The organism is [Roseibacterium] beibuensis (assembly GCF_039542305.1).
Classification (GTDB): Bacteria; Pseudomonadota; Alphaproteobacteria; order Rhodobacterales; family Rhodobacteraceae; genus Roseibacterium; species Roseibacterium beibuensis.
The window spans coordinates 976,523-996,538 of record NZ_BAABHW010000001.1; the positions used below are offsets into that span (position 1 = coordinate 976,523).

Genomic DNA, 20,016 nt, shown 5'->3' on the forward strand with positions numbered 1-20,016 from the left:
CGCGCGCCCCAAATGACACCGGCCCATTGACGCCGCCCGGCAATCCCCATAGCTCCGCGCCCATGGCGCGCGCACCTCTCTTGCAACTTTCCGATATCGCCCTGACCTTCGGGGGCGATCCCGTTTTCGACGGTCTCGACCTCGTGATCCACGAAGGCGACCGGCTGGCGCTGGTGGGCCGCAACGGCTCGGGCAAATCGACCCTGATGAAGGTGATGGCTGGGCTTGTCGAACCCGACCGCGGCGCGCGTGTCCTGCCCGAGGGCACGACGACCGGCTACCTCGAACAGGACCCCGATTTCAGCGGCTTCGCGACCCTGGGCGATTTCGCCACCGCCACGCTTGGCCCGTCCGAGGCCTGGCGGGTCGAGGCCGCCGCCGAGGGGCTGAAGCTCAACCTCGACGCCGAAACCTCGCGCGCCTCGGGCGGGGAACGCCGCCGCGCCGCGCTGGCGCGCCTGCTGGCCGAAGCGCCGGACCTGATGCTGCTGGACGAGCCGACCAACCACCTCGATATCGACGCGATCCAGTGGCTGGAAGGCGAGCTGACCCGCACCAAGGCGGGCTTCGTCCTGATCTCGCATGACCGGGCCTTCCTGCAGGCGCTGGCGCGCGCGACGCTCTGGCTCGACCGGGGCGAGGTGCGGCGCATGGACCGCGCCTTTGATCGGTTCGAGGATTGGCGCGACAAGATCTGGGAAGAGGAAGACCTTGCGCGTCACAAGCTCGACCGCAAGATCAAGGCCGAGGCGCGATGGGCCGTCGAAGGCATCAGCGCGCGGCGCAAGCGCAACATGGGCCGTGTGCGCGCCCTGCAGGACCTGCGCGAAACCCGCGCCAACATGATCCGCCGCCAGGGCACCGCCGCCATGGCGCTGGAGGCCGGGCCGCAATCGGGCAAGCGTGTCATTGAGGCGAAAGGGATTTCAAAGGTTTACGGCGATCAGACGATCCTGAAACCCTTCGATCTGCGCGTGTTGCGCGGCGACCGCGTGGCCTTTGTCGGCCCGAACGGTGCGGGCAAGACGACGCTTCTGAAAATGCTGACCGGCGAGTTGGAGCCCGATGAGGGCACCGTCACCCTCGGGACCGGGATCGAGATGGCCGTGTTCGACCAGGCCCGCGCGGCGCTGGATCCGGAGGCGACGCTGTGGGAAAGCCTGACGAACGACCCGACCATCGGCGTGTCCGGCCGCTCGGACCAGGTGCTGGTGCGGGGCACGCCGCGGCATGTCGTGGGCTATCTCAAGGATTTCCTCTTCGACGAGGCGCAGGCCCGTGCGCCTGTCAAATCCCTGTCGGGGGGCGAAAAGGCGCGGCTGCTGCTGGCCCGGATCATGGCGCGCGAGTCGAACCTGCTGGTGCTGGACGAACCGACGAACGATCTGGATGTCGAAACGCTCGATCTTCTACAGGATCTATTGGGCGATTATCCCGGCACTGTCCTGTTGGTCAGCCATGACCGCGATTTCCTCGACCGGGTCGCGACCTTGACCGTCGCGCTGGAGGGGCAGGGTCGCGCCGTCGCCTATGCGGGCGGGTGGTCCGACATGCTGGCGCAACGCGCCGCTTCGGGGGCCGATACGCCAACCGAAGCGACGGCGAAATCGGACAAGCCCGCGAAAGCGGCCAAACCCGCCGCCGCCCCGGTCCCGGCCGCGAAAACCGGGCTCAGCTTCACGGAACAACACCGTTTGAAAGAGCTTCCCGCGCTGATCGAACGGCTGGAGGCCGAGATCGCCAAGCTCTCCGACCTGCTCTCCGATGCCGAGATCTACACTCGCGAACCGGTCAAGGCGCAAAAGGCGACCGAGGCGCTGTCGGAACGGCAGTCCAAGCTCTCGGACCTCGAAGAGGAATGGCTGACGCTGGAGGAAAAGGCGGGCGGCTAACCCCTTGGCGCCAGTTGGGTGATCGCGACGCCTGCCGCCATCACGAGGATGCCCAGCACTCGCGTCGCCGAAACCGGCGTCACCTGCGACCCGAACAGGCCGAAATGGTCGATGGCCGCGGCCGAGATCAACTGCCCGATCAGCACGAAAAACACCGCGTTGCCGACACCGAAACTCGGCGCGATCCAAGTGATCGTCAGCACGTAGAAGGCCACGAACAGCCCCGCCGTGAACAGGTGCCAGGGTTGTCCCGAAAGCGCCCGCAACGCGCTTGGGCCGGTGATCAACGTCACCACGACCGCTGCCGAGAAGGCGACGACGAACAGCACCACCGCCGCCGCGGCGGGTGATCCGATATTCGCCCCCAGTCTTGCGTTCAACGCTGCCAGAAGGGGAATGCCGACACCCGCCAGCAACATGATGAACGCCTGGTAGGGCATTGATTTCATATCCTTCTCACGAACAGATGCCGCGCAAATCCGCGCCGTTCCACGGCACGACTTCTTCTATCTGATCGGCCCGCGATTGCAGCGGCGTGACCGGCATCACCTGGCGCAGCAACCGCTCGAGCCGGCCAGTCCGCGCGCCATTTGGCTCGACCGCGCGGCAGCACACGTATTCTTCTACAAGAGAGGCCTGCTGCTCGTACCCGTAATCGAGGAAGCGCCGCGCGTCATCCGGGTCGAACAGGTAGGGATCCTCGATGCGGGCATGTTCGGCGAAGGCGCGGAACGGGTGGTAGCCCGTGACCGCGCGGTTCTGCCATTGCCAGACATGGGTCATCTCATGGGCAAAGAACATCGCGGCGGCAAGGTTCCGCCGTCCATCGCGCCCGCCCACGTAATCGTCGAGGAAGATATCCTCGCGCACATGCAGCGTGTTGAACAGCGTGATGCCGCCCGTCCGCCCCTCGATGATCGGCGTGTCCGGCGGCGGATAGATCCTCTCGCGGCAGGTGACCTGCGGGCGCGCCGGGTAGCGTTGTACGCCAAGGCCCACCAGCGGGTTTTCCACGATCCGCACCGCGTCGGCATCGAAGCTGTCGCCTTGCAGATCGGCCATGTAGGCGCGCTCCGCCTCGGTCAGCGGGCGTCCGCAGGCGGCCAGAAGGACACAGAACAGAAGGATCAGCGCACGGGTCATGCCGGCAGCTTAGGCGCTTGTCCGCCCATGTCGAGAGCGGCGGTCCGGCTTTGACACCGATCAAGGCCCCGCGACGCGCCACGCGCCACCATTGGCGCAAGGACATCGCGCGTACAGAAGGAGGACAGCCATGAAACCGGTGATTTGGGCGGCCTTGATCGCCATGGCGGCCGCGCCGGCCATGGCGCAGGACACGGCGGAGGGCGCGTTGCTCTACGAGGCCTATTGCGCCGCCTGCCACGGGGTCGAGGCGCAGGGCGACGGGCGCATGGCCGAACTTCTGACCATCGAGCCGACGATCCTGACACAGCTGAGCGCCCGCAATGGCGGCGAATTCCCGACGCTTCAGGTCATCCGCCAGATCGACGGGCGGGACCCGATCCTGGCCCATGGGGGGGACATGCCGCTATTCGGGCGCTGGTTCGAGGGGCAGGGGGCCGACGTGCCGCTTGCCACCGATACGGGGCAACCGATCCTCGTGGCCCGCCCGATCGCCGATCTGGTGGCCTACCTGATGGAGATACAGGAATGATCCGCACCGGTCTGATCCTTGCCGCCCTGCTTGCGGCGCCCCCCGTTGCGGCGCAGGACGCCACCCGTGGGGCACGGCTTTATGCCGAGAATTGCGCCGTCTGCCATGGGGCCGGCCTGCGCGGCGATGGCCCCATGGCCGAGGTGCTTCTGGTGCGGCCCCCCGACCTGACGCGCATCGCGGCACGCTATGACGGCACGTTCCCCCGCGCGGGCATCGCCTGGCGCATCGACGGGCGCGACCCGATCCTCAGCCATGGGGGGGACATGCCGCTTTTCGGCTTCGTGTTTTCCGACATGTCCGAGGTCCTGCGCACCGAAGGCGGCCAGACCGTGCTGACCTCGTCCGAAGTCGTCGACCTCGTCGCCTTCCTCGAGAGCCGTCAGGAGTGAGCATCGGTCCGGCTGAAAGCCGGTGAAGGCTCCGGTGGGTCCGCCCCGCCGCGCCGCGCGCGCTATGGTGCCGCGCGCTGCCCCGGGGCGATCTTCCGGCGCACCAGCGGGCTTAGCCCGATCAGCACCAGGCCGATCGAGAACAGGCACCAGACCGCCGGCATCTCGTTGGGCATGTCCGTCAGCATGATGGCCAGCGCGGGCCCGAGGACGAGGTGCACGATCACCAGCCGCCACGCCCCGTAGACCAGCGGCAGCACGAACACCGCCAGCATGTAATCGGGATAGGTCCAGCCGCCCGGGATCTCGACCCCCAGCAGCCGCGACGCCAGGTCGTTCAGCGGCATGTCCCAGGCCAGGTGCCAGGTGCCGGTGATGGTGCACCACTCGGCCCCGCACAGCACGGTGCCGGGGCGGCACATCCCGGCCCATTCCAGGGGCACCATCCGCGCCAGCAGCAAGACCGAGGCCACCCCCGCCGCCGCCAGCACGGCAAGCCGCGCGCGCCGCGACAGCATCGGCGCGGCGATGGCCATGGCAAAGGCGTTGATGAAGATCGGTTGCAGCGAGATATGGACCCAGGACAGGATCGTCGCCCACCTGTTCGAGGGCGTGCCGCATTGGTCGATCACCTCGTAGCCCCAGACCTGCAACGCCTCCATCGCGGCGAAAAAGGCCAGCGTGACCGGGATGGCGATCGGGTCGCCCCGCTTGATCGTGACCACGGTTGCAACCGCACCCACGCCCACCATGGCGAGGCTCGCCCCTTCGCTCCAGCACATCGGTCTGTCCCTCCCTGCCAGGGAGAGTGTTGACCTTGGGGCAGGGTGGATCAAGCGGCACCGCGGCGGCGGATCGGCGCAGGGATGTAGCCGAAACAGTGTCTATGCCCAAAGGCGAGAAATCCGCATCCGACCACCTATAACCCTTGCATTGTCTTTGAGAATTCGCGTGTTTGGCGGTCTGCAATCGGCAATAGTAGGTCGTAAATCTCTTTAAAACTCGAATGCAGTTCGGAGAAGTTACCTCTTTGTCCATATACGCTTAGATGATAGATGGCATGCGTATAGTACCAAGCGGCAACAACAGAAAAAATAGTACCAGTAGCATTTAGCCTGTCCGTTACATGTCCATAGGCGACGAGTTCCTCGATATTTTGATTGAACTCAAAGAGGGCCGCTCCGCTGCCGTGCACAAACGAACTCAGCAGATTATATGAGAATTTAAATTCGTCAGTTGGAAGCTTTATGTTGAACGGTTCAAGGAACTTTTCTGCTCTACCTGCAATCCGGGAAAACTCAAAGAAATTCTTCGTTCTGCTGGATGAACCGCTCGAGAGTTTTTCGCCGAAAGCTTTTTCAGTATGAGAAATTTTTGAAAGTGACGATTCTTTCCCAAAAAGACTTGCATTTCTGTCAACTGCTTCAAATTTACTCCTGTTTCGGCGAAATTCAAAATAGAAAAGCCGTCTTAATTCTTTTTCGATCTCTTCGTCTTCTGTCGCGTTTCCAATGCAACATATCCACGTTTTTGCAAGGGAATCGAGAATGGATCGAGCAACTATCTGTGCGTCGATAATCTTGCTGTGGCGGATAAGTTCAAAAAAGGTGTTGGATCTCTCCATGGCATATGGAAGAAAAAAGGAGTAACGATGAAGGGACTTGGAAATCTCAGGATAGGATCGTGTTGGGATAATTTCCGAGGAGCATCGAAATACGAAGGATTCGGATTTTTCTAATCCGCTGCCATAAGCTTGAAGTTCATCAAGGAGAACCGTCGATCTTACCATATTTTTGAATTGCTCAGATTGTCGCGAGTAAATCGGCTTATCTCGCAGTGATTAACGGGGCAGTCTCAACCCTTCCTTAACCTTTCCCTGCTACACCCTTCGGCATTCGAGTCTCCTCCCCTCATTTCGTCCGTCTGCCAAGGGGTTTGCCCCATGCCGTGTCATGTCCTGGCGCCAGTATCGGCGCGTCTATACATCCAGCTCCTCCACGAACCGCGCGTTCTCCTGAATATACTGGAAGCGCAGTTCCGGCTTCTTGCCCATCAGGCGCTCCACCAGGTCGCCGGTCTCGCCGGGCACCTCGTCGTCGATCGACACCCGGATCAGCTTGCGGCTGGCGGGGTCCATCGTGGTTTCCTTCAGGTCCTTCGCGTCCATCTCGCCCAGGCCCTTGAAGCGCGACACGTCGATCTTGCCCTTGCCGCCCAGGCCCTTGGCCAGCCACGCGTCGCGCTCGGCCTCGTCGAGGCAGTAGACACGCCGCGCCCCTTGGGTCAGGCGGAACAGCGGCGGGCAGGCGAGGTAAAGATGCCCCTTGTCGATCAGCGGGCGCATCTGGCTGAAGAAGAACGTCATCAGGAGCGAGGCGATATGCGCCCCGTCCACGTCGGCGTCGGTCATGATGATGACCTTCTCGTAGCGCAGGTCCTCGATGTTGAATTTCGTGCCCATGCCCACGCCAAGCGCCTGGCACAGGTCGGAAATCTCGGCGTTCTGGCCCAGTTTCGAACTGGCCGCGCCCAGCACGTTCAGGATCTTGCCCCTCAGCGGCAGCAGGGCCTGCGTCTTGCGGTCCCGGCCCATCTTGGCCGAGCCGCCCGCGCTGTCGCCCTCGACGATGAACAACTCGGTCCCTTCCCGCGCGGAGCGGGAGCAATCGACCAGCTTGCCGGGCAGGCGCAGGCGTTTGGTGGCCGATTTGCGCGCGGTTTCCTTCTCGGCCCGGCGGCGCAAACGCTCCTCGGCGCGCAGCACGAGGAAATCGAGGATCGAACCTGCGGCCTTGGTGTTTGCCGCCAGCCAGTTGTCGAAATGGTCCCGCACGCTGGCCTCGACCAGCCGCTGCGCCTCGGTCGTGGCGAGGCGGTCCTTGGTCTGGCCGACGAATTCCGGCTCGGCGATGAAGCACGACACCAGCGCGCAGCCACCCGAGGTCAGGTCGTCGCGGTTGATGTTGCCAGCCTTCTTGTTGCCGACCAGCTCGCCATAGGCGCGGATGCCCTTCAGGATCGCGGCCCAGAACCCGGCCTCATGCGTGCCGCCCTCGGGCGTAGGCACGGTGTTACAGTAGGACTGGATGAAGCCGTCGCGCGCGGGCGTCCAGGTGATGGCCCATTCGACCGATCCCGGCACGCCGAACCGGGGCTGGAACTCGACCTTTCCGGCGAAGGGGGCGTCGGTATAGGTGGCGGAATTGCCCAATGTCTCGGTCAGGTAATCGGCAAGGCCACCGGGAAAGTGGAACGTGGCCTCGGTCGGGGTTTCGCCATCGTCGATGGCCGATTTCCAGCGGATCTCGACCCCCGAGAACAGATAGGCCTTGGAGCGGACCATCTTGAACAGGCGCGCGGGCTTGAAGCGGTGGCTGCCGAAGATCTGGTCATCGGCATGGAAGGTGACGGAGGTGCCGCGCCGGTTGGCCGTCGCGCCCAGCTTCTCGACCGGGCCTTGCGGGATGCCGCGCGAGAAGCTTTGCGAAAACAGCTCGCGGTTGCGCGCCACCTCGACCGTGACGCGATCCGACAGCGCGTTCACCACCGAGACGCCCACACCATGCAAGCCGCCCGAGGTCTGGTACGCCTTGCCCGAGAACTTGCCGCCCGCGTGCAGCGTGCACAGGATCACCTCGAGCGCGGATTTGTCGGGGAATTTCGGATGCGGATCGACCGGGATGCCGCGCCCGTTGTCGCGGATCGTGACGGAATAATCCTCGTGCAACTCCACCTCGATGCGGTTGGCATGGCCCGCCACGGCCTCGTCCATCGAGTTGTCCAGCACCTCGGCCACGAGATGATGCAGCGCGCGCTCATCGGTGCCGCCGATATACATGCCGGGGCGTTTGCGGACGGGTTCCAGACCCTCCAGCACCTCGATCGAGGAAGCGTCGTAGTCTTGTGGCTCGGGCGTGCCGGACAACAGGTCGTTGGGCATGGGGCGCTGCTCTATCTTGTATGTGTTGGCGCACATCATGGCAGGTTTGGGGGGCGGGGAAAAGAGAGCGCCGCCCCTGCCAAGGCCTTTTGCCCCTGTGCGGCAGGTGCGCGCTCAGAACATGATGACCGGCATGCCGTAGAGTTCCCCGTCGAGGTCGACGGATTGTCCAATGATGCCCTCGAGTTCAAGCGCGAAGGGTGGCATGTTCGCCCGCTCGCTGACCAGCCTGTTCGCCTCGGATGCAGGCAAGAGATTGATCGAGGCGCCGCCGCCGACATTGTCGACCGCAACGCCGCCGGGGGGCGAATAATGCCCGTCTCCGCGCAGGTAGAGGTTCAGGGGGCCGATATTGACCCCTCCCTCGACGCGGACATCCACCGATCCGTCGCCCTGCACGAGAACGTGGACGGTGACGCCGGGAAAGAGGATGGAAAAGCCGGAATTCAGTCCCGGGATCAGGATGCCGTATTCGGGCAGATCCTCGGAACAATCGAACGAGGTCGGGTAGGGCTGACCTTCGCGGCAGGCCATGGTGGCCGACATCTGTTCTATCTCGCAGGTCACCGAATTGATGCCGCCGATGATCGACCGGGGGCAGATCTCCTGGCATCGGAAATTCACGTCGCAGCTGTTTTGCAGAATATCGGAATAGCTGGGCGCGACCTGCGGCAAGGCGCGGGCGGTCAACAGATGCGCCGGTCCGTTGGGCTCCAACTGGCGGGCGCGGTCAAGGGCCTGTGCCGCCCCCTCGAAATCACCGAGCGCGGTGAGGGCGCGTGCGAGGTTCGACCAGAACAGCGGCATGTTCGGGTCGAGTTCCGTCGCCAACCGCGCCGCCGCCGCCGCGGTTTCCGGATCGCCCGCAAGGCGGGCGACGGTGCCGAGGTTGTTCTGAACCGCTGCGTCGTCGGGCGCGAGCGCGGCTGCCGCCTTGGCCGCGAGTTCGGCCGCGCGCATCCATTCCGCCGGAGCGCCATCGCCGAGATCGTCTGCCGTGACGGCCAGCGTGGCCGCGAAATTCGACAGGCTGGCGGCGTCCGGCGCCGCCCGGGCGTCGGTTCCGAAAAACCAGGCGGCGCGATCGAAATGACGGCGCATGAACAACAGGTGACCGATCGTGTCCCCGGTCATCGCATCGGGCGCGTCGCTGGCAAGGAAGGCCGCGAACGCCTCCACCTCGCCCGGCTCGAAGGTTTCGCCAAGGCTTTCAAGCGCTTGGTCGATGGCGGTTTCGAAAGATGTCTGGGCGCGAAGCGGCTGAGGGATACTTATGGCCGCGATGACTGCGAAAACGGTGCACAGCAGAACCGAGTAAAGGGCACGATGGGGTGCATGCAGGCGCATGGCGTTCCCTCCCTTGCTTGGGGCTGGTCAATCGCGCCCCGTTCAAATGCCGAAAGAATACATGGAGCGGGCGTAATCACCAAATTTCCCGCTGCTCGGCCGCCCGTTTATGACGCTTTCTTGACATGCCTCAAGGCGCAACCTGCGCGGGAGTGGCAGACTGTGCACATACCAAAACCGCGAACAGCCCGTAGCGAAGGGACAATACCCGTGAACGATATTGCCGCCGAGACCTCCAGCCCCGTCACCGAAACCGCCGGGGCCGAGGCCCAAGCTGCGGGCGCAGCAGAGATCGACCGGCCGGACGAAAGGCCTGCGGCCAAGCCCGCATCCAAGCCCGTGGGGCGCCCGCGCCGAAAAGCGCCGTCCCCGGCCGAGATCCGGCAGGCCTTTGAGACGGGCGAGTATCCGTACCAGACCAAGCTCAGCCGCCGCAGTTACGAGGCGCAGAAGGCCAAGCTTCAGGCCGAGTTGCTGAAGGTGCAGAAATGGGTGGCCGAGACCGGGCAGAAGATGGTCATTCTGTTCGAAGGCCGGGACGCCGCCGGCAAGGGCGGCACGATCAAACGCTTCAACGAGCACCTGAATCCGCGCGAGGCCCGCGTGGTGGCGCTGAACAAACCCACCGACGAGGAGCGCGGCCAGTGGTATTTCCAGCGCTACATCCAGCATCTTCCGACATCGGGCGAAATGGTGTTCTACGACCGCTCCTGGTACAATCGCGCGGGCGTCGAGCGGGTCATGGGCTTTTGCGAGCCCAACGAATACCTCGAATTCATGCGCCAGACGCCGGACCTCGAACGGATGCTCGTGCGCTCGGGCATTCGCCTTTACAAATACTGGTTCTCGGTCACGCAGGAGGAACAGCGCCGCCGCTTCGCCGCGCGCGAGACCGACCCTCTGAAGCGTTGGAAATTGTCCCCCATCGACAAGGCGTCGCTCGATAAATGGGACGATTATACCGAGGCGAAGGAAGCGATGTTCTTCTACACCGACACGGCCGATGCGCCCTGGACGGTGATCAAGTCCGACGACAAGAAACGCGCGCGGCTGAACTGCATGCTGCATTTCCTCGACAGTCTCGATTACCCGGACAAGGATCTTCACATCGCCCACGCGCCCGATCCGCTGATCGTGGGACAGGCGGGGCATGTGATCCACAAGGCCGACCACATCCTGGGCGCGTCGCTGCATCCAGACACGCGCAAGACGCGGACCTGACCGAACCCACCCTTGAAACGAAGCGCGCCGCCCCGACCGGGCGGCGCGCTTTGTCAAGGAACCTGCGAGGGCTTCGGATCAGTTCGTTTCGACCATGCCGTAGCCGCTGCCGCCCGAGAAGTTGAAGTAATAGTCGATGATCTCGTCGGGCACGATGTTCCGCTGGTAGGCCACGGAGGCGATCGCGTAGAGTTCTGCCGCTTCCTCGATTGTGATCGTGCCGTTCTGGATGCTTTCGAGCCCGGCCTCGAGCGCATTGATGATGTCCTGGTTCATCATCCCGTTCGCGGCCGCGAAGAGGTCGGCGGCCCCTTCCTCGGTGACAAGCCCGGCCTCGTAAAGCGCCTCGAAATGGGACGAGTCGAAGCCGATGAAGCTGTCGTTGAGTTGGCGCGTCCGCAGTTCGGTGTCGATCCGCTGCGTCAGGTTTTCAATGCTACCCGTCACGACGGCGGTCGCAGCAATCGTCATGCCGACCACAGCCGCGCTCAGCACGGTGTAATCGACGGTGATCGCACCACCCTCGTCGTGGAGGAAATTTGAAAACACTTTTTTCACGCAATTATCCCTCACAAAAACATACGACCAAAATCGGCTTTGAAAGAGGCAAAAATGTGGCAGACTGTCTTGATTTTAGTCAACAATCCCCTGCTCGGGCGTAAACAGTAAAAGCGCCTGGAAAAATTAACAGATCGTTAACGTGCCCGCGTCGGCGTCGGGCTGCCGAACCGGGGCGCGCGCGTCCCGTCGACCTTGAACCCTCGCCGGCAACACGGCACATGCGACCCATGATGTTCTCGCGGACCCTCGCTGGCTTCTCCGCCCTTGTCCTGAGCCTGCTGGCCCCCGGCATGGCGCTGGCGCACCCGCATGTCTTTATCGACGCGGGGCTGGTGCTCAGCCGCAATACCGACGGACAGGTCACCGCGGTCGAGGTGACGTGGCGCTATGATGAACTCTATACCCTGATCCTTTTGCAGGATTTCGGGCTGGACCCGGATTTCGACGGCGTCCTGACCGAAAGCGAGATCGCGGAGACCCTGGGCTTCGACCTGAACTGGAACAGCGGGTTCGAGGGCGGGCTTGAGCTGTTGCGCGATGGCGTGGAGTTGACGCTGGGCGCGCCCGAGGCGGTGTCCCTCACGCTGTTGCCCGAGGGCCAGATCGAAACCGTGCATCGCAGGCTGGTGTCCGGCGATCCGGGCGGCGCGGCGCAACTGGTTGCCGGGGTGTTCGACCCGGCCTTCTTCGTCGCGTTCGAGGCCACCTTGTCCAGTGCGGTCATGGACGAAACGGGCGATGAGGCGCCCTGCGAGGTTGCACTTGTCCGTGCCGATCTGGACGCCGCCTATGCGGGGCTGGAGGCCGCGATTGCCGATATCGGTGGCGCGGTGGCCGCCGAGGACAACTTCCCTGCCGTGGGGGAGCTGTTCGCGGATCGGCTGGTGGTTACATGCGACGGGTGATTGCGGTGACCCTGATGGCTGTGTTGGGCGTGCTGGCACTGCTCTACCTGACCGGCGGGGACAGGGTGATTGTCGCCTGGGCGACGGAAGGGCAGCGCGCGGCGCAGAACGCGATGGCGCGCGCCCTGCGCGCTTTGCGGGCCGGAGAGCCGGGGGCCCTGGCCGCGCTTCTGGGGGTCTCGTTCGGCTATGGTTTCTTTCATGCCGTGGGGCCGGGGCATGGCAAGCTGCTGATCGGGGGCTACGGCGCGGCGCGGACGGTCGGGGCATTGCGCCTGTCGGGTGTCGCGCTGGCCGCAAGCCTGGCGCAGGGGGGGACGGCCATCCTGCTGGTCGGGGCCGGGCTGTGGCTGGTGGGCTGGACGCGGGAGCGGATGACGGACCTGGCCGAGCGCCTGTTCGATCCGCTGAGTTTCGCCGCGATTGCCCTGGTCGGGCTGTGGCTGGCCGCGCGGGGGCTGCGCGCTTTGCGGCGCGGCGTGGCGCCGACGCATCACCACGATCACGCACATTCAGGCGAAGGCGCCGTCTGCGCGACCTGCGGTCATGCCCATGCGCCGGACCCGGCCGCGGTGGCCGCCGCCACCTCCTGGCGCGAGGTGGCCGCCCTGATCGGGGCGGTGGCGCTGCGGCCCTGCACGGGGGCGTTGTTCCTGCTGATCCTGACCGCGCAGATGGGCATTTTTGCGCTTGGCGTGGCCGGGGTGGTGGCCATGGCGCTCGGGACGGCCTCGGTGACCGTCGCGGTGGCGGCCGCGGCGGTCTGGGCGCGGCGCGGCGTGGTCGGCGGGCTGAGCGGCGGCGCGGGGCGCTTGGCGCAGATCCAGCCGGGGATCGAGATTGCCGTTGGCCTGATCATCGCATGGATCGCGGGCAGCCTCGCGATTGCTGCTCTCTGAGCCTTGCCCCGGCGAAGGGGCGGGCATAAAGCCGGGTCATGACCTTTGCCGAGCATATCAAGCGGACCCTCGCCCTTGGCCTGCCCCTGATCGGCGGGCAATTGGCGCAGGTGGCCATCGGGCTGACCGATACGGTCATGATGGGCTGGTACGGGGTCGAGGAACTGGCCGCCGTGGCGCTGGGGTCCTCCTTCTTTCACATGCTGCTGATCCTTGGCATGGGATTCGGATTGGCCGTGATGCCTATGGTGGCCTCGGCCGCATCCAACGAGGATGTGCGGCAGGTGCGGCGGGTGACGCGCATGGGGCTGTGGATCGCGATCCTGTTCTCGATCCTGGCCGTTCCGGTTTTCTGGTTCTCGGGTCCGATCCTGCTGGGGCTTGGGCAGGAAGACGACCTGTCGGCCCTCGCGCAGACCTATCTGCGGGTGGCCGGGCTTGCGATCGGGCCGGCGGTGCTGATCACGGTGCTGCGCAGCCACCTGTCGGCGCTGGAGCGGCCGCGCGTGGTGCTGTGGGCGTGGCTGGCCGGGGTGGTTCTGAACATCGCGATGAACTGGGTGCTGATCTTCGGCAATCTCGGCGCACCGGAGCTGGGCGTGCTGGGGGCGGCCATCGCCTCGCTCGGGACGCATCTGCTGATCCTGCTGGTTCTGGCGGTCTACGCGGCCCGCGCGCGGGGGCTGGCGGAATACACGCTCTTCGCGCGGTTATGGCGCCCGGACTGGGAGGCCTTCGCCTCGGTCTTCAAGCTGGGCTGGCCCATCGCGCTGACGCTTCTGAGCGAGTCGGGCCTGTTCATCGCGACCATGGTCATGATGGGCTGGATCGACACCGAGCATCTGGCGGCGCATGGCATCGCGCTCCAGATCACCTCGGTCACCTTCATGGTGCATATCGGGTTGAGCTCGGCTGCGACGGTCCGGGCCGGGCGGGCCTGGGGCACGCGCGATGCCGAGGCCTTGCGGATGGCGGCCTGGGCGGCCCTGGCCCTGTCGGGCCTGACGGTGGCCGCAACGGTGGCGCTGTTCGTCAGCGTGCCGGAAGAGATGATGGCGCTGTTCATCGATCCCGACGATCCGCTGCGGCCCGCGATCATCGCGCTTGGCGCGCAACTGCTGCTGGTGGCGGCCTTGTTCCAGCTTGTGGACGCGGCGCAGGTGATGGCCTTGGGGCTGTTGCGCGGGGTTCAGGATACGCGCGTGCCGATGATCTACGCGGTGATCAGCTACTGGGTGATCGGCATCCCCTGCGCCTGGGCGCTGGGGTTTCCGGCGGGTCTGGGCGGCGTCGGGATCTGGCTGGGCCTGACCATCGGGCTGGTCGTGGCGGGCGTTCTGATGATGACGCGGTTCTGGCGCGGGACAGGGCGCGTCGTGGCGGCGCAACCGATCACGCCCGCGCCCCGCGTCTGAGGTGTTTCGCCCCGCGCTGCGCGCCGGGCGACCCGCTTTTGAGGTTTTTCGCCCTGCGCTGCGCGCCGGGCGACCGGGGCGAGAGGGGCTGTCTGCCCCTCTCGCGCTCTCCCCGAGCATATTTCGGGGATAAAGAGGGGATCAGGACGCGAAACCGCCGAGGATGCGTGCCCAGCTTCGCGTGCCGCGGTGAAAACTGTCGAGGTCGTATTTCTCGTTCGGGGAATGGATCTGGTCGTCATCCTTGCCGAACCCGGCCAAGAGCGCATCCATCTCAAGCACCGTCTTGAAATAGCCCGCGACCGGGATCGAGCCGCCGCCGCCGATGAAGGCCGCTTCGCCCGGCCATTCGGCGCTGAGCGCCTGGCGCGCCATCTCGAAGGCCGGGTGCGAGATATCCATGCGCGAGGCGGGCGAGGCGCCGTGCCCTTCGAAGGACACGTGGCAGTCGAGGGGCATTTGCTGGATCACCCAGTCGCGGAAGCTTTCGCGCAGAACATGGGGGTCCTGGCCCGCGACGAGGCGGAAACTGACCTTGGCATGGGCCTGCGAGGGAAGAACCGTCTTGAAGCCCGCGCCGGTATAGCCGCCCCAGATGCCGTTGATCTCGGCGGTCGGGCGCGACCAGATCATTTCCAGCCCGGTGCGGTCGTCCTCGCCCGCCGGATGGGTCAGCCCCACCGATCCGAGGAAGCGTTCGGCGTCGAAGCCGAGGTTGTTCCATTGCTCCTTCAACTCGGGCGGCAGCTCGGCCACGCCGTCGTAGAACCCCGGCACCTGCACATGGCCATGGGCGTCGTGGAGATTGGCGAGCACGCGGGTCAGCACCCGGATCGGGTTCATCGCGATCCCGCCGAAGAGGCCGGAATGCAGATCTTTGTCCGGGCCGGTGACGGTGATCTCCTCGCCCAGAAGGCCGCGCAACTGGGTCACGATGCCCGGCACGCCCTCGGCATACAGGCCGGTGTCGCAGATCAGCGCGATCTCGGCCTTCAGTTCCTCGGCATTGGCCTTGAGGAAGGGCACGAGCGAGGGTGAGCCCGATTCTTCCTCGCCTTCGAGGAAGATGGTGACGCGGGCGGGCAGGGTGCCGGTCTCGGCCTTCCAGGCGCGGCAGGCCTCGACAAAGGTCATGAGCTGGCCCTTGTCGTCCGAGGCGCCGCGCGCGCGGATGACCTTGCGGCCGTCCTTGTCCTCGATCGCCGGGTCGAACGGGTCGCGCGACCAAAGCTCCAGCGGGTCGACGGGCTGCACGTCGTAATGGCCGTAGAACAGGATGTGACGCCCGTCCTCGGGGCCGCCATGGGCCACGACCATCGGGTGCCCGTCGGTCGGGCGGACCGAAGCGTCGAAGCCGAGATCCGACAATTCCCTGGCCAGCCAGTCGGCGGCGCGGGCGACATCGGCGGAATAGGCCGGATCGGTCGAGATCGAGGGGATGCGCAACAGGTCGAACAGCCGCCCGGTGGCGGCGTCGAGATCGGAATCGATGCGGGAAAGAACGGCGTCCATGGACATGATAGGGCCTCGTGCTCGTGAAGGGATATGGGCAGCCGGGCTGCCCGATGGATCGGCGCGAGACTACGCCGCCTGACGGCACTGTCCAGCCAAAGGCGACCGGGGGAGGCGGGCGGCGTGGGTGCCAAACGCGACATGCGGTCTCAGCAACCCCGATGCTCATCCGTTGGTTGACTCAGGTCAATGTTCACAGCGCGTCGATTTGTAACTTGGCCCTGCTGGCCGTGTCGTCCTATGTGGGGTGACGAACAGGACGAAAGCTGTCCGTTACATCAAGAGCCAGCGTCTTTTTGGGGCCGCCCGCGCGAACTGGGCGGCTCATCCGGAAGGGAGACCGCCAGTGGATTACGACCGCGCGCTTGCCGCCGCCATCGACCGCCTTCACGAAGAAGGCCGTTACCGCACCTTCATCGATATCGAGCGCCGCAAGGGGCAGTTTCCCAACGCCGTCTGGAAAAAGCCCGATGGCACCGAGCAGGACATCACCGTCTGGTGCGGCAACGACTACCTCGGCATGGGGCAGCACCCGGTTGTTCTGGGCGCCATGCACGATGCGCTGGATGCAACGGGCGCAGGCTCGGGCGGGACGCGCAACATCTCTGGCACCACGGTCTACCACAAGGCACTGGAAGGGGAACTGGCCGACCTGCACGGCAAGGAGGCCGCCCTGGTCTTTACCTCGGCCTATATTGCCAATGACGCGACGCTCTCGACGCTGCCGCGGCTGTTCCCCGGCCTGATCATCTATTCCGACGAGTTGAACCATGCCTCGATGATCGAGGGCATCCGCCGCAATGGGGGCGCGAAGCGGATCTTCCGTCACAACGACCTCGCCCATCTGCGCGAGTTGCTGGAGGCCGACGACCCGGCCGCGCCGAAGCTGATCGCGTTCGAATCGGTCTATTCCATGGATGGCGATTTCGGCCCGATCGAAGCGCTGGTGGAATTGGCCGAGGAATTCGGCGCGCTGACCTATCTGGACGAGGTGCACGCGGTCGGCATGTACGGCCCGCGCGGCGGCGGCGTCAGCGAACAGCTGGGCATCGCGCATCGCGTGGACATCATCAACGGCACGCTCGGCAAGGCCTTTGGCGTGATGGGGGGCTATATCGCGGCCTCGGCCCGCATGTGCGACGCCGTGCGCTCCTACGCGCCGGGGTTCATCTTCACCACCTCAATCCCGCCGGCGGTCGCCGCGGGGGCGGCGGCCTCGGTTCGTCATCTCAAGACCGACCAGGCGCTGCGCGATCTGCAACAGGAGCGCGCCGCGGTGCTGAAACTGCGCCTGAAGGGTCTTGGCCTGCCGATCATCGACCACGGCTCGCACATCGTGCCCGTGATCGTGGGCGACCCGGTGCACACGAAAAAGATCTCCGACATGCTGCTCAGCGAGTTCGGGATCTACGTCCAGCCGATCAACTTCCCCACCGTCCCGCGCGGGACGGAGCGCCTGCGTTTCACGCCGTCGCCGGTGCATGATCCGAAGATGATGGACGCACTTGTGCACGCAATGGATGCACTCTGGAGCCATTGTGCGCTGAATCGCGCCGAACTGGCCGGCTAGCGCTTTCTGCTGGTGCAACACCCCTTGGACCCATGCTAAACCCAACCTGTCGCGCGGCGAGTCTAGGGAATCGCCGCGCTTTGGGGTAACATCTGGATAAAGCTACAGAGCATACCGCGATATGTGGTGTGTCAGGGCGTAAACGGGGCAGGCCGCATGGGCCAGGATAACGGTCAGTATTGGGACGAGGACACCGAGGGACCAGAGCTGTCCTACGGTGACGATCCGTCAACGACCGAGCCTGCAAGCCCCGATTTCGAGAATTACGATCTGAGCGATGTCTCCCTGGGCGACCTGATGCGGGGCGAACGGGCCACGCTGGGCAAGTCGCTGCTGGACGTGGAGCGCGAATTGCGCATCCGCGCGACCTATATCGCGGCCATCGAGAACGGGGACGTGGGCGCGTTCCAATCGCCGGGCTTCATCGCCGGCTATGTCCGCTCCTATGCACGCTACCTGCAGATGGACCCGGAATGGACCTTCCGCCGCTTCTGCGACGAGACCGGGTTCCGCGGGGTTCACGGCTTCTCAGCAAAGCAGGCGGCCGAAGCGCGCCGCAGCACGCCGGACGTGCCGCGCCGGGTGGACCCGAACGAGGTCATGGCGCGTGCGCCGATCGGCTTCGCGCCGATGCGCGACTCGGTCCTCAGCCGGGTCGAACCGGGGGCGCTTGGCTCTTTCGCCGTGCTGATCGTCCTGGCGCTTGGCATCGGCTACGGCGCCTGGGCCGTGTTGAACGATATTCAGCGCCTGCAAATCGCGCCGGTGGACGATGCCCCCGCGCCCTTGGCACAGCTCGACCCGCTTGCCGGGGCGACCGAAGGGGCGTTCGATGTCGAGCAGGGCTTCGACATTGCCGTGCCCGAGCCCGAGAGCATTGGCCGCCTGTACCGCCCGCAACCGCTTGAAGCGCCCGTCATCGCGCCGCGCAACGAGGCTTTGGCCACGCTCGACCCCGACGAGGTGGGCACCCTGACCGGCTTGCGCGCCAATCCCGAGCTTGAGGGCACGGAGTTCGCCGTTGCCGCGCCGGATCGCGAGCAGGCCGCAACCGGGACGGTACAGGTGACCGAGACCGGATCGGACGAGGTGTTGCTGTTCGCCGTGCGCCCGACCTGGATTCGCGTGACCTCGCCTTCGGGCACGACGCTGTTCGAAGGCACGCTGAACGCGGGCGACAGCTATGCGCTGCCGGAAACCGATGGCGCGCCGCTGTTGCGGTCGGGCAATGCGGGCTCGCTCTATTTCGCGGTCAATGGCGTGACGCTCGGCCCGGCCGGGGTCGGCGCGTCTATCGTGCGCGACGTGGAATTGTCGGCGGACGCGATCAGCAGCAATTTCGCGATGGCCGATGCCGATGCCGACCCGGACCTGCCCGAGGTCGCCGAACTTGTCCTTGGCGGGCAGTGATCGGGCGCGCCTGACCGGATCATTCCGCCGCATCCCCTCGTTTGACGCCGCTCTGGCGTTGTCGCCCCGCGCCGACAGGTCTATCCTGCGCGCCAAACGGATCCGAGCGCAAAGGCCCTGACATGTCGCACAATCCCGTCCGCCCCTGGCGCGATATCGAGCGCCGCAAAAGCCGCAAGATCTATGTCGGCAACGTGCCCGTCGGCGGCGACGCCCCGATCAGCGTGCAGACCATGACCAACACGCTGACCACGGATGTGAAGGCCACGGTTGAACAGATCCAGCGCTGCGCCGAGGCCGGGGCCGATATCGTGCGCGTCTCGGTGCCGGATGCCGAAAGCGGCAAGGCGATGAAGGAAATCGTGCGCGAAAGCCCCGTGCCGCTCGTGGCCGATATCCATTTTCACTACAAGCGCGCGATCGAGGCCGCCGAGGCCGGCGCGGGGTGCCTGCGCATCAATCCGGGCAATATCGGCGACGAGAAGCGCGTGAAGGAGGTTATCAAGGCCGCCCGCGATCATGGCTGTTCGATCCGCATCGGCGTGAATGCCGGCAGCCTTGAAAAGCACCTTCTGGAAAAATACGGTGAGCCGTGCCCCGACGCGATGGTCGAAAGCGGCATGGATCATATCAAGATCCTTGAAGACAACGACTTCCTGAACTTCAAGATTTCGATGAAGGCCTCGGACATCTTCATGACCGCCGCGGCCTACCAGCAGTTGAGCGAACAGACCGATGCGCCCTTCCACATGGGTATCACCGAGGCGGGCGGCTTCGTCGGCGGCACGGTGAAATCGGCCATCGGGCTGGGGAGCCTCTTGTGGATGGGGATCGGCGACACGATGCGCGTCAGCCTGTCCGCCGACCCGGTGGAAGAGGTGCGGATCGGCTTCGAGATCCTGAAATCGCTGGGGCTGCGCCATCGCGGCGTCAACATCATCTCCTGCCCATCCTGCGCGCGGCAGGGGTTCGACGTCATCAAGACGGTCGAGACGCTTGAAAAGCGGCTGGAGCATATCAAGACCCCGATGAGCCTTTCGATCATCGGCTGCGTGGTGAACGGGCCGGGCGAGGCGCTGATGACGGATGTGGGTTTCACCGGCGGCGGGGCCGGATCCGGCATGGTCTACCTGGCCGGCAAGCAGAGCCACAAGATGTCGAACGACCAGATGATCAACCACATCGTCGAGCAGGTCGAGAAGAAGGCAGAGGAACTGGAAGCGGCCCGCGCGGCCGAAACGCAGGCCGCCGAGTAACGGCACGTCAGCCCTCCGCGA

General features: G+C 65.1%; 18 protein-coding genes. 10 read left to right on the forward strand and 8 right to left on the reverse strand.

Features of this window, described 5'->3' with window-relative positions:
• Positions 1-62 precede the first annotated feature (62 nt).
• Positions 63-1,892 (forward strand): ABC-F family ATP-binding cassette domain-containing protein, encoded by a 1,830-nt coding sequence (locus ABD923_RS04900; RefSeq protein ID WP_259546361.1) that lies wholly within the window; start codon positions 63-65, stop codon positions 1,890-1,892.
• Here the strand turns inward: ABD923_RS04900 and ABD923_RS04905 are convergent.
• Together ABD923_RS04905 and ABD923_RS04910 are read right to left on the reverse strand one after the other, a co-directional pair.
• Positions 1,889-2,332, reverse strand: a complete 444-nt coding sequence (locus tag ABD923_RS04905) for a DMT family transporter (protein ID WP_259547415.1) — start codon at positions 2,330-2,332, stop codon at positions 1,889-1,891. The genes ABD923_RS04900 and ABD923_RS04905 overlap by 4 nt on opposite strands.
• Positions 2,333-2,348: 16 nt before the next feature.
• The gene (locus ABD923_RS04910) at positions 2,349-3,035 is read right to left on the reverse strand and encodes a hypothetical protein (protein ID WP_259546360.1); all 687 of its coding nucleotides are present in this window, start codon (positions 3,033-3,035) and stop codon (positions 2,349-2,351) included.
• A gap of 130 nt (positions 3,036-3,165) precedes the next feature.
• On the opposite strand from ABD923_RS04910, the gene ABD923_RS04915 reads away from it, so the two are divergent.
• Together ABD923_RS04915 and ABD923_RS04920 are read left to right on the forward strand one after the other, a co-directional pair.
• Positions 3,166-3,567, forward strand: a complete 402-nt coding sequence (locus tag ABD923_RS04915; protein WP_259546359.1) for a c-type cytochrome — start codon at positions 3,166-3,168, stop codon at positions 3,565-3,567.
• Positions 3,564-3,959, forward strand: coding sequence for a c-type cytochrome (locus ABD923_RS04920; protein ID WP_259546358.1), 396 nt, complete (start codon positions 3,564-3,566; stop codon positions 3,957-3,959). Before ABD923_RS04915 ends, ABD923_RS04920 begins: the two co-directional genes overlap by 4 nt.
• 62 nt (positions 3,960-4,021) lie before the next feature.
• On the opposite strand, the gene ABD923_RS04925 is transcribed toward ABD923_RS04920, so the two are convergent.
• The 4 genes from ABD923_RS04925 to ABD923_RS04940 form a co-directional block, all read right to left on the reverse strand.
• Positions 4,022-4,741, reverse strand: a complete 720-nt coding sequence (locus tag ABD923_RS04925; protein WP_259546357.1) for a DUF5765 domain-containing protein — start codon at positions 4,739-4,741, stop codon at positions 4,022-4,024.
• 137 nt (positions 4,742-4,878) lie between these two features.
• Complete coding sequence (locus tag ABD923_RS04930) at positions 4,879-5,583, reverse strand: DUF5677 domain-containing protein (RefSeq protein WP_476691406.1); 705 nt, start codon at positions 5,581-5,583, stop codon at positions 4,879-4,881.
• A 354-nt stretch (positions 5,584-5,937) separates the two neighbouring features.
• Positions 5,938-7,899, reverse strand: a complete 1,962-nt coding sequence (parE, locus tag ABD923_RS04935) for a DNA topoisomerase IV subunit B (RefSeq protein WP_259546355.1) — start codon at positions 7,897-7,899, stop codon at positions 5,938-5,940.
• 114 nt (positions 7,900-8,013) lie between these two features.
• Positions 8,014-9,246, reverse strand: coding sequence for a tetratricopeptide repeat protein (locus ABD923_RS04940; protein ID WP_259546354.1), 1,233 nt, complete (start codon positions 9,244-9,246; stop codon positions 8,014-8,016).
• 219 nt (positions 9,247-9,465) lie between these two features.
• Between ABD923_RS04940 and ppk2 the strand changes: the two genes are divergently transcribed.
• On the forward strand, positions 9,466-10,467 hold the full coding sequence (gene ppk2 / locus ABD923_RS04945; RefSeq protein WP_405048284.1) for a polyphosphate kinase 2: 1,002 nt from the start codon (positions 9,466-9,468) through the stop codon (positions 10,465-10,467).
• A 78-nt stretch (positions 10,468-10,545) separates the two neighbouring features.
• Here the strand turns inward: ppk2 and ABD923_RS04950 are convergent, their stop codons facing one another.
• Positions 10,546-11,025 carry a Flp family type IVb pilin gene (locus ABD923_RS04950; protein ID WP_259546351.1) on the reverse strand — a complete coding sequence of 160 codons (480 nt, stop codon included), beginning with the start codon at positions 11,023-11,025 and terminating at the stop codon, positions 10,546-10,548.
• 230 nt (positions 11,026-11,255) lie between these two features.
• Between ABD923_RS04950 and ABD923_RS04955 the strand changes: the two genes are divergently transcribed.
• From ABD923_RS04955 to ABD923_RS04965, 3 genes are read left to right on the forward strand one after another with little or no spacing between them, the layout of a single operon-like run.
• The gene (locus ABD923_RS04955; RefSeq protein ID WP_345229429.1) at positions 11,256-11,933 is read left to right on the forward strand and encodes a DUF1007 family protein; all 678 of its coding nucleotides are present in this window, start codon (positions 11,256-11,258) and stop codon (positions 11,931-11,933) included.
• Positions 11,921-12,832 (forward strand): nickel/cobalt transporter, encoded by a 912-nt coding sequence (locus ABD923_RS04960; RefSeq protein ID WP_259546349.1) that lies wholly within the window; start codon positions 11,921-11,923, stop codon positions 12,830-12,832. Before ABD923_RS04955 ends, ABD923_RS04960 begins: the two co-directional genes overlap by 13 nt.
• 38 nt (positions 12,833-12,870) lie before the next feature.
• Positions 12,871-14,247, forward strand: coding sequence for an MATE family efflux transporter (locus ABD923_RS04965; RefSeq protein WP_259546347.1), 1,377 nt, complete (start codon positions 12,871-12,873; stop codon positions 14,245-14,247).
• A gap of 141 nt (positions 14,248-14,388) precedes the next feature.
• Here the strand turns inward: ABD923_RS04965 and ABD923_RS04970 are convergent, their stop codons facing one another.
• Positions 14,389-15,765, reverse strand: coding sequence for a M20/M25/M40 family metallo-hydrolase (locus ABD923_RS04970; protein ID WP_259546346.1), 1,377 nt, complete (start codon positions 15,763-15,765; stop codon positions 14,389-14,391).
• A gap of 340 nt (positions 15,766-16,105) precedes the next feature.
• Here ABD923_RS04970 and hemA point away from each other — a divergent pair, with 340 nt between their 5' ends.
• The 3 genes from hemA (at position 16,106) to ispG (ending at position 19,995) form a co-directional block, all read left to right on the forward strand.
• Complete coding sequence (hemA, locus tag ABD923_RS04975) at positions 16,106-17,329, forward strand: 5-aminolevulinate synthase (RefSeq protein ID WP_259546344.1); 1,224 nt, start codon at positions 16,106-16,108, stop codon at positions 17,327-17,329.
• 156 nt (positions 17,330-17,485) lie between these two features.
• Positions 17,486-18,739 carry a helix-turn-helix domain-containing protein gene (locus ABD923_RS04980; RefSeq protein ID WP_259546342.1) on the forward strand — a complete coding sequence of 418 codons (1,254 nt, stop codon included), beginning with the start codon at positions 17,486-17,488 and terminating at the stop codon, positions 18,737-18,739.
• A 122-nt stretch (positions 18,740-18,861) separates the two neighbouring features.
• Positions 18,862-19,995 (forward strand): flavodoxin-dependent (E)-4-hydroxy-3-methylbut-2-enyl-diphosphate synthase, encoded by a 1,134-nt coding sequence (gene ispG / locus ABD923_RS04985; protein WP_259546340.1) that lies wholly within the window; start codon positions 18,862-18,864, stop codon positions 19,993-19,995.
• Positions 19,996-20,016 lie beyond the last annotated feature (21 nt).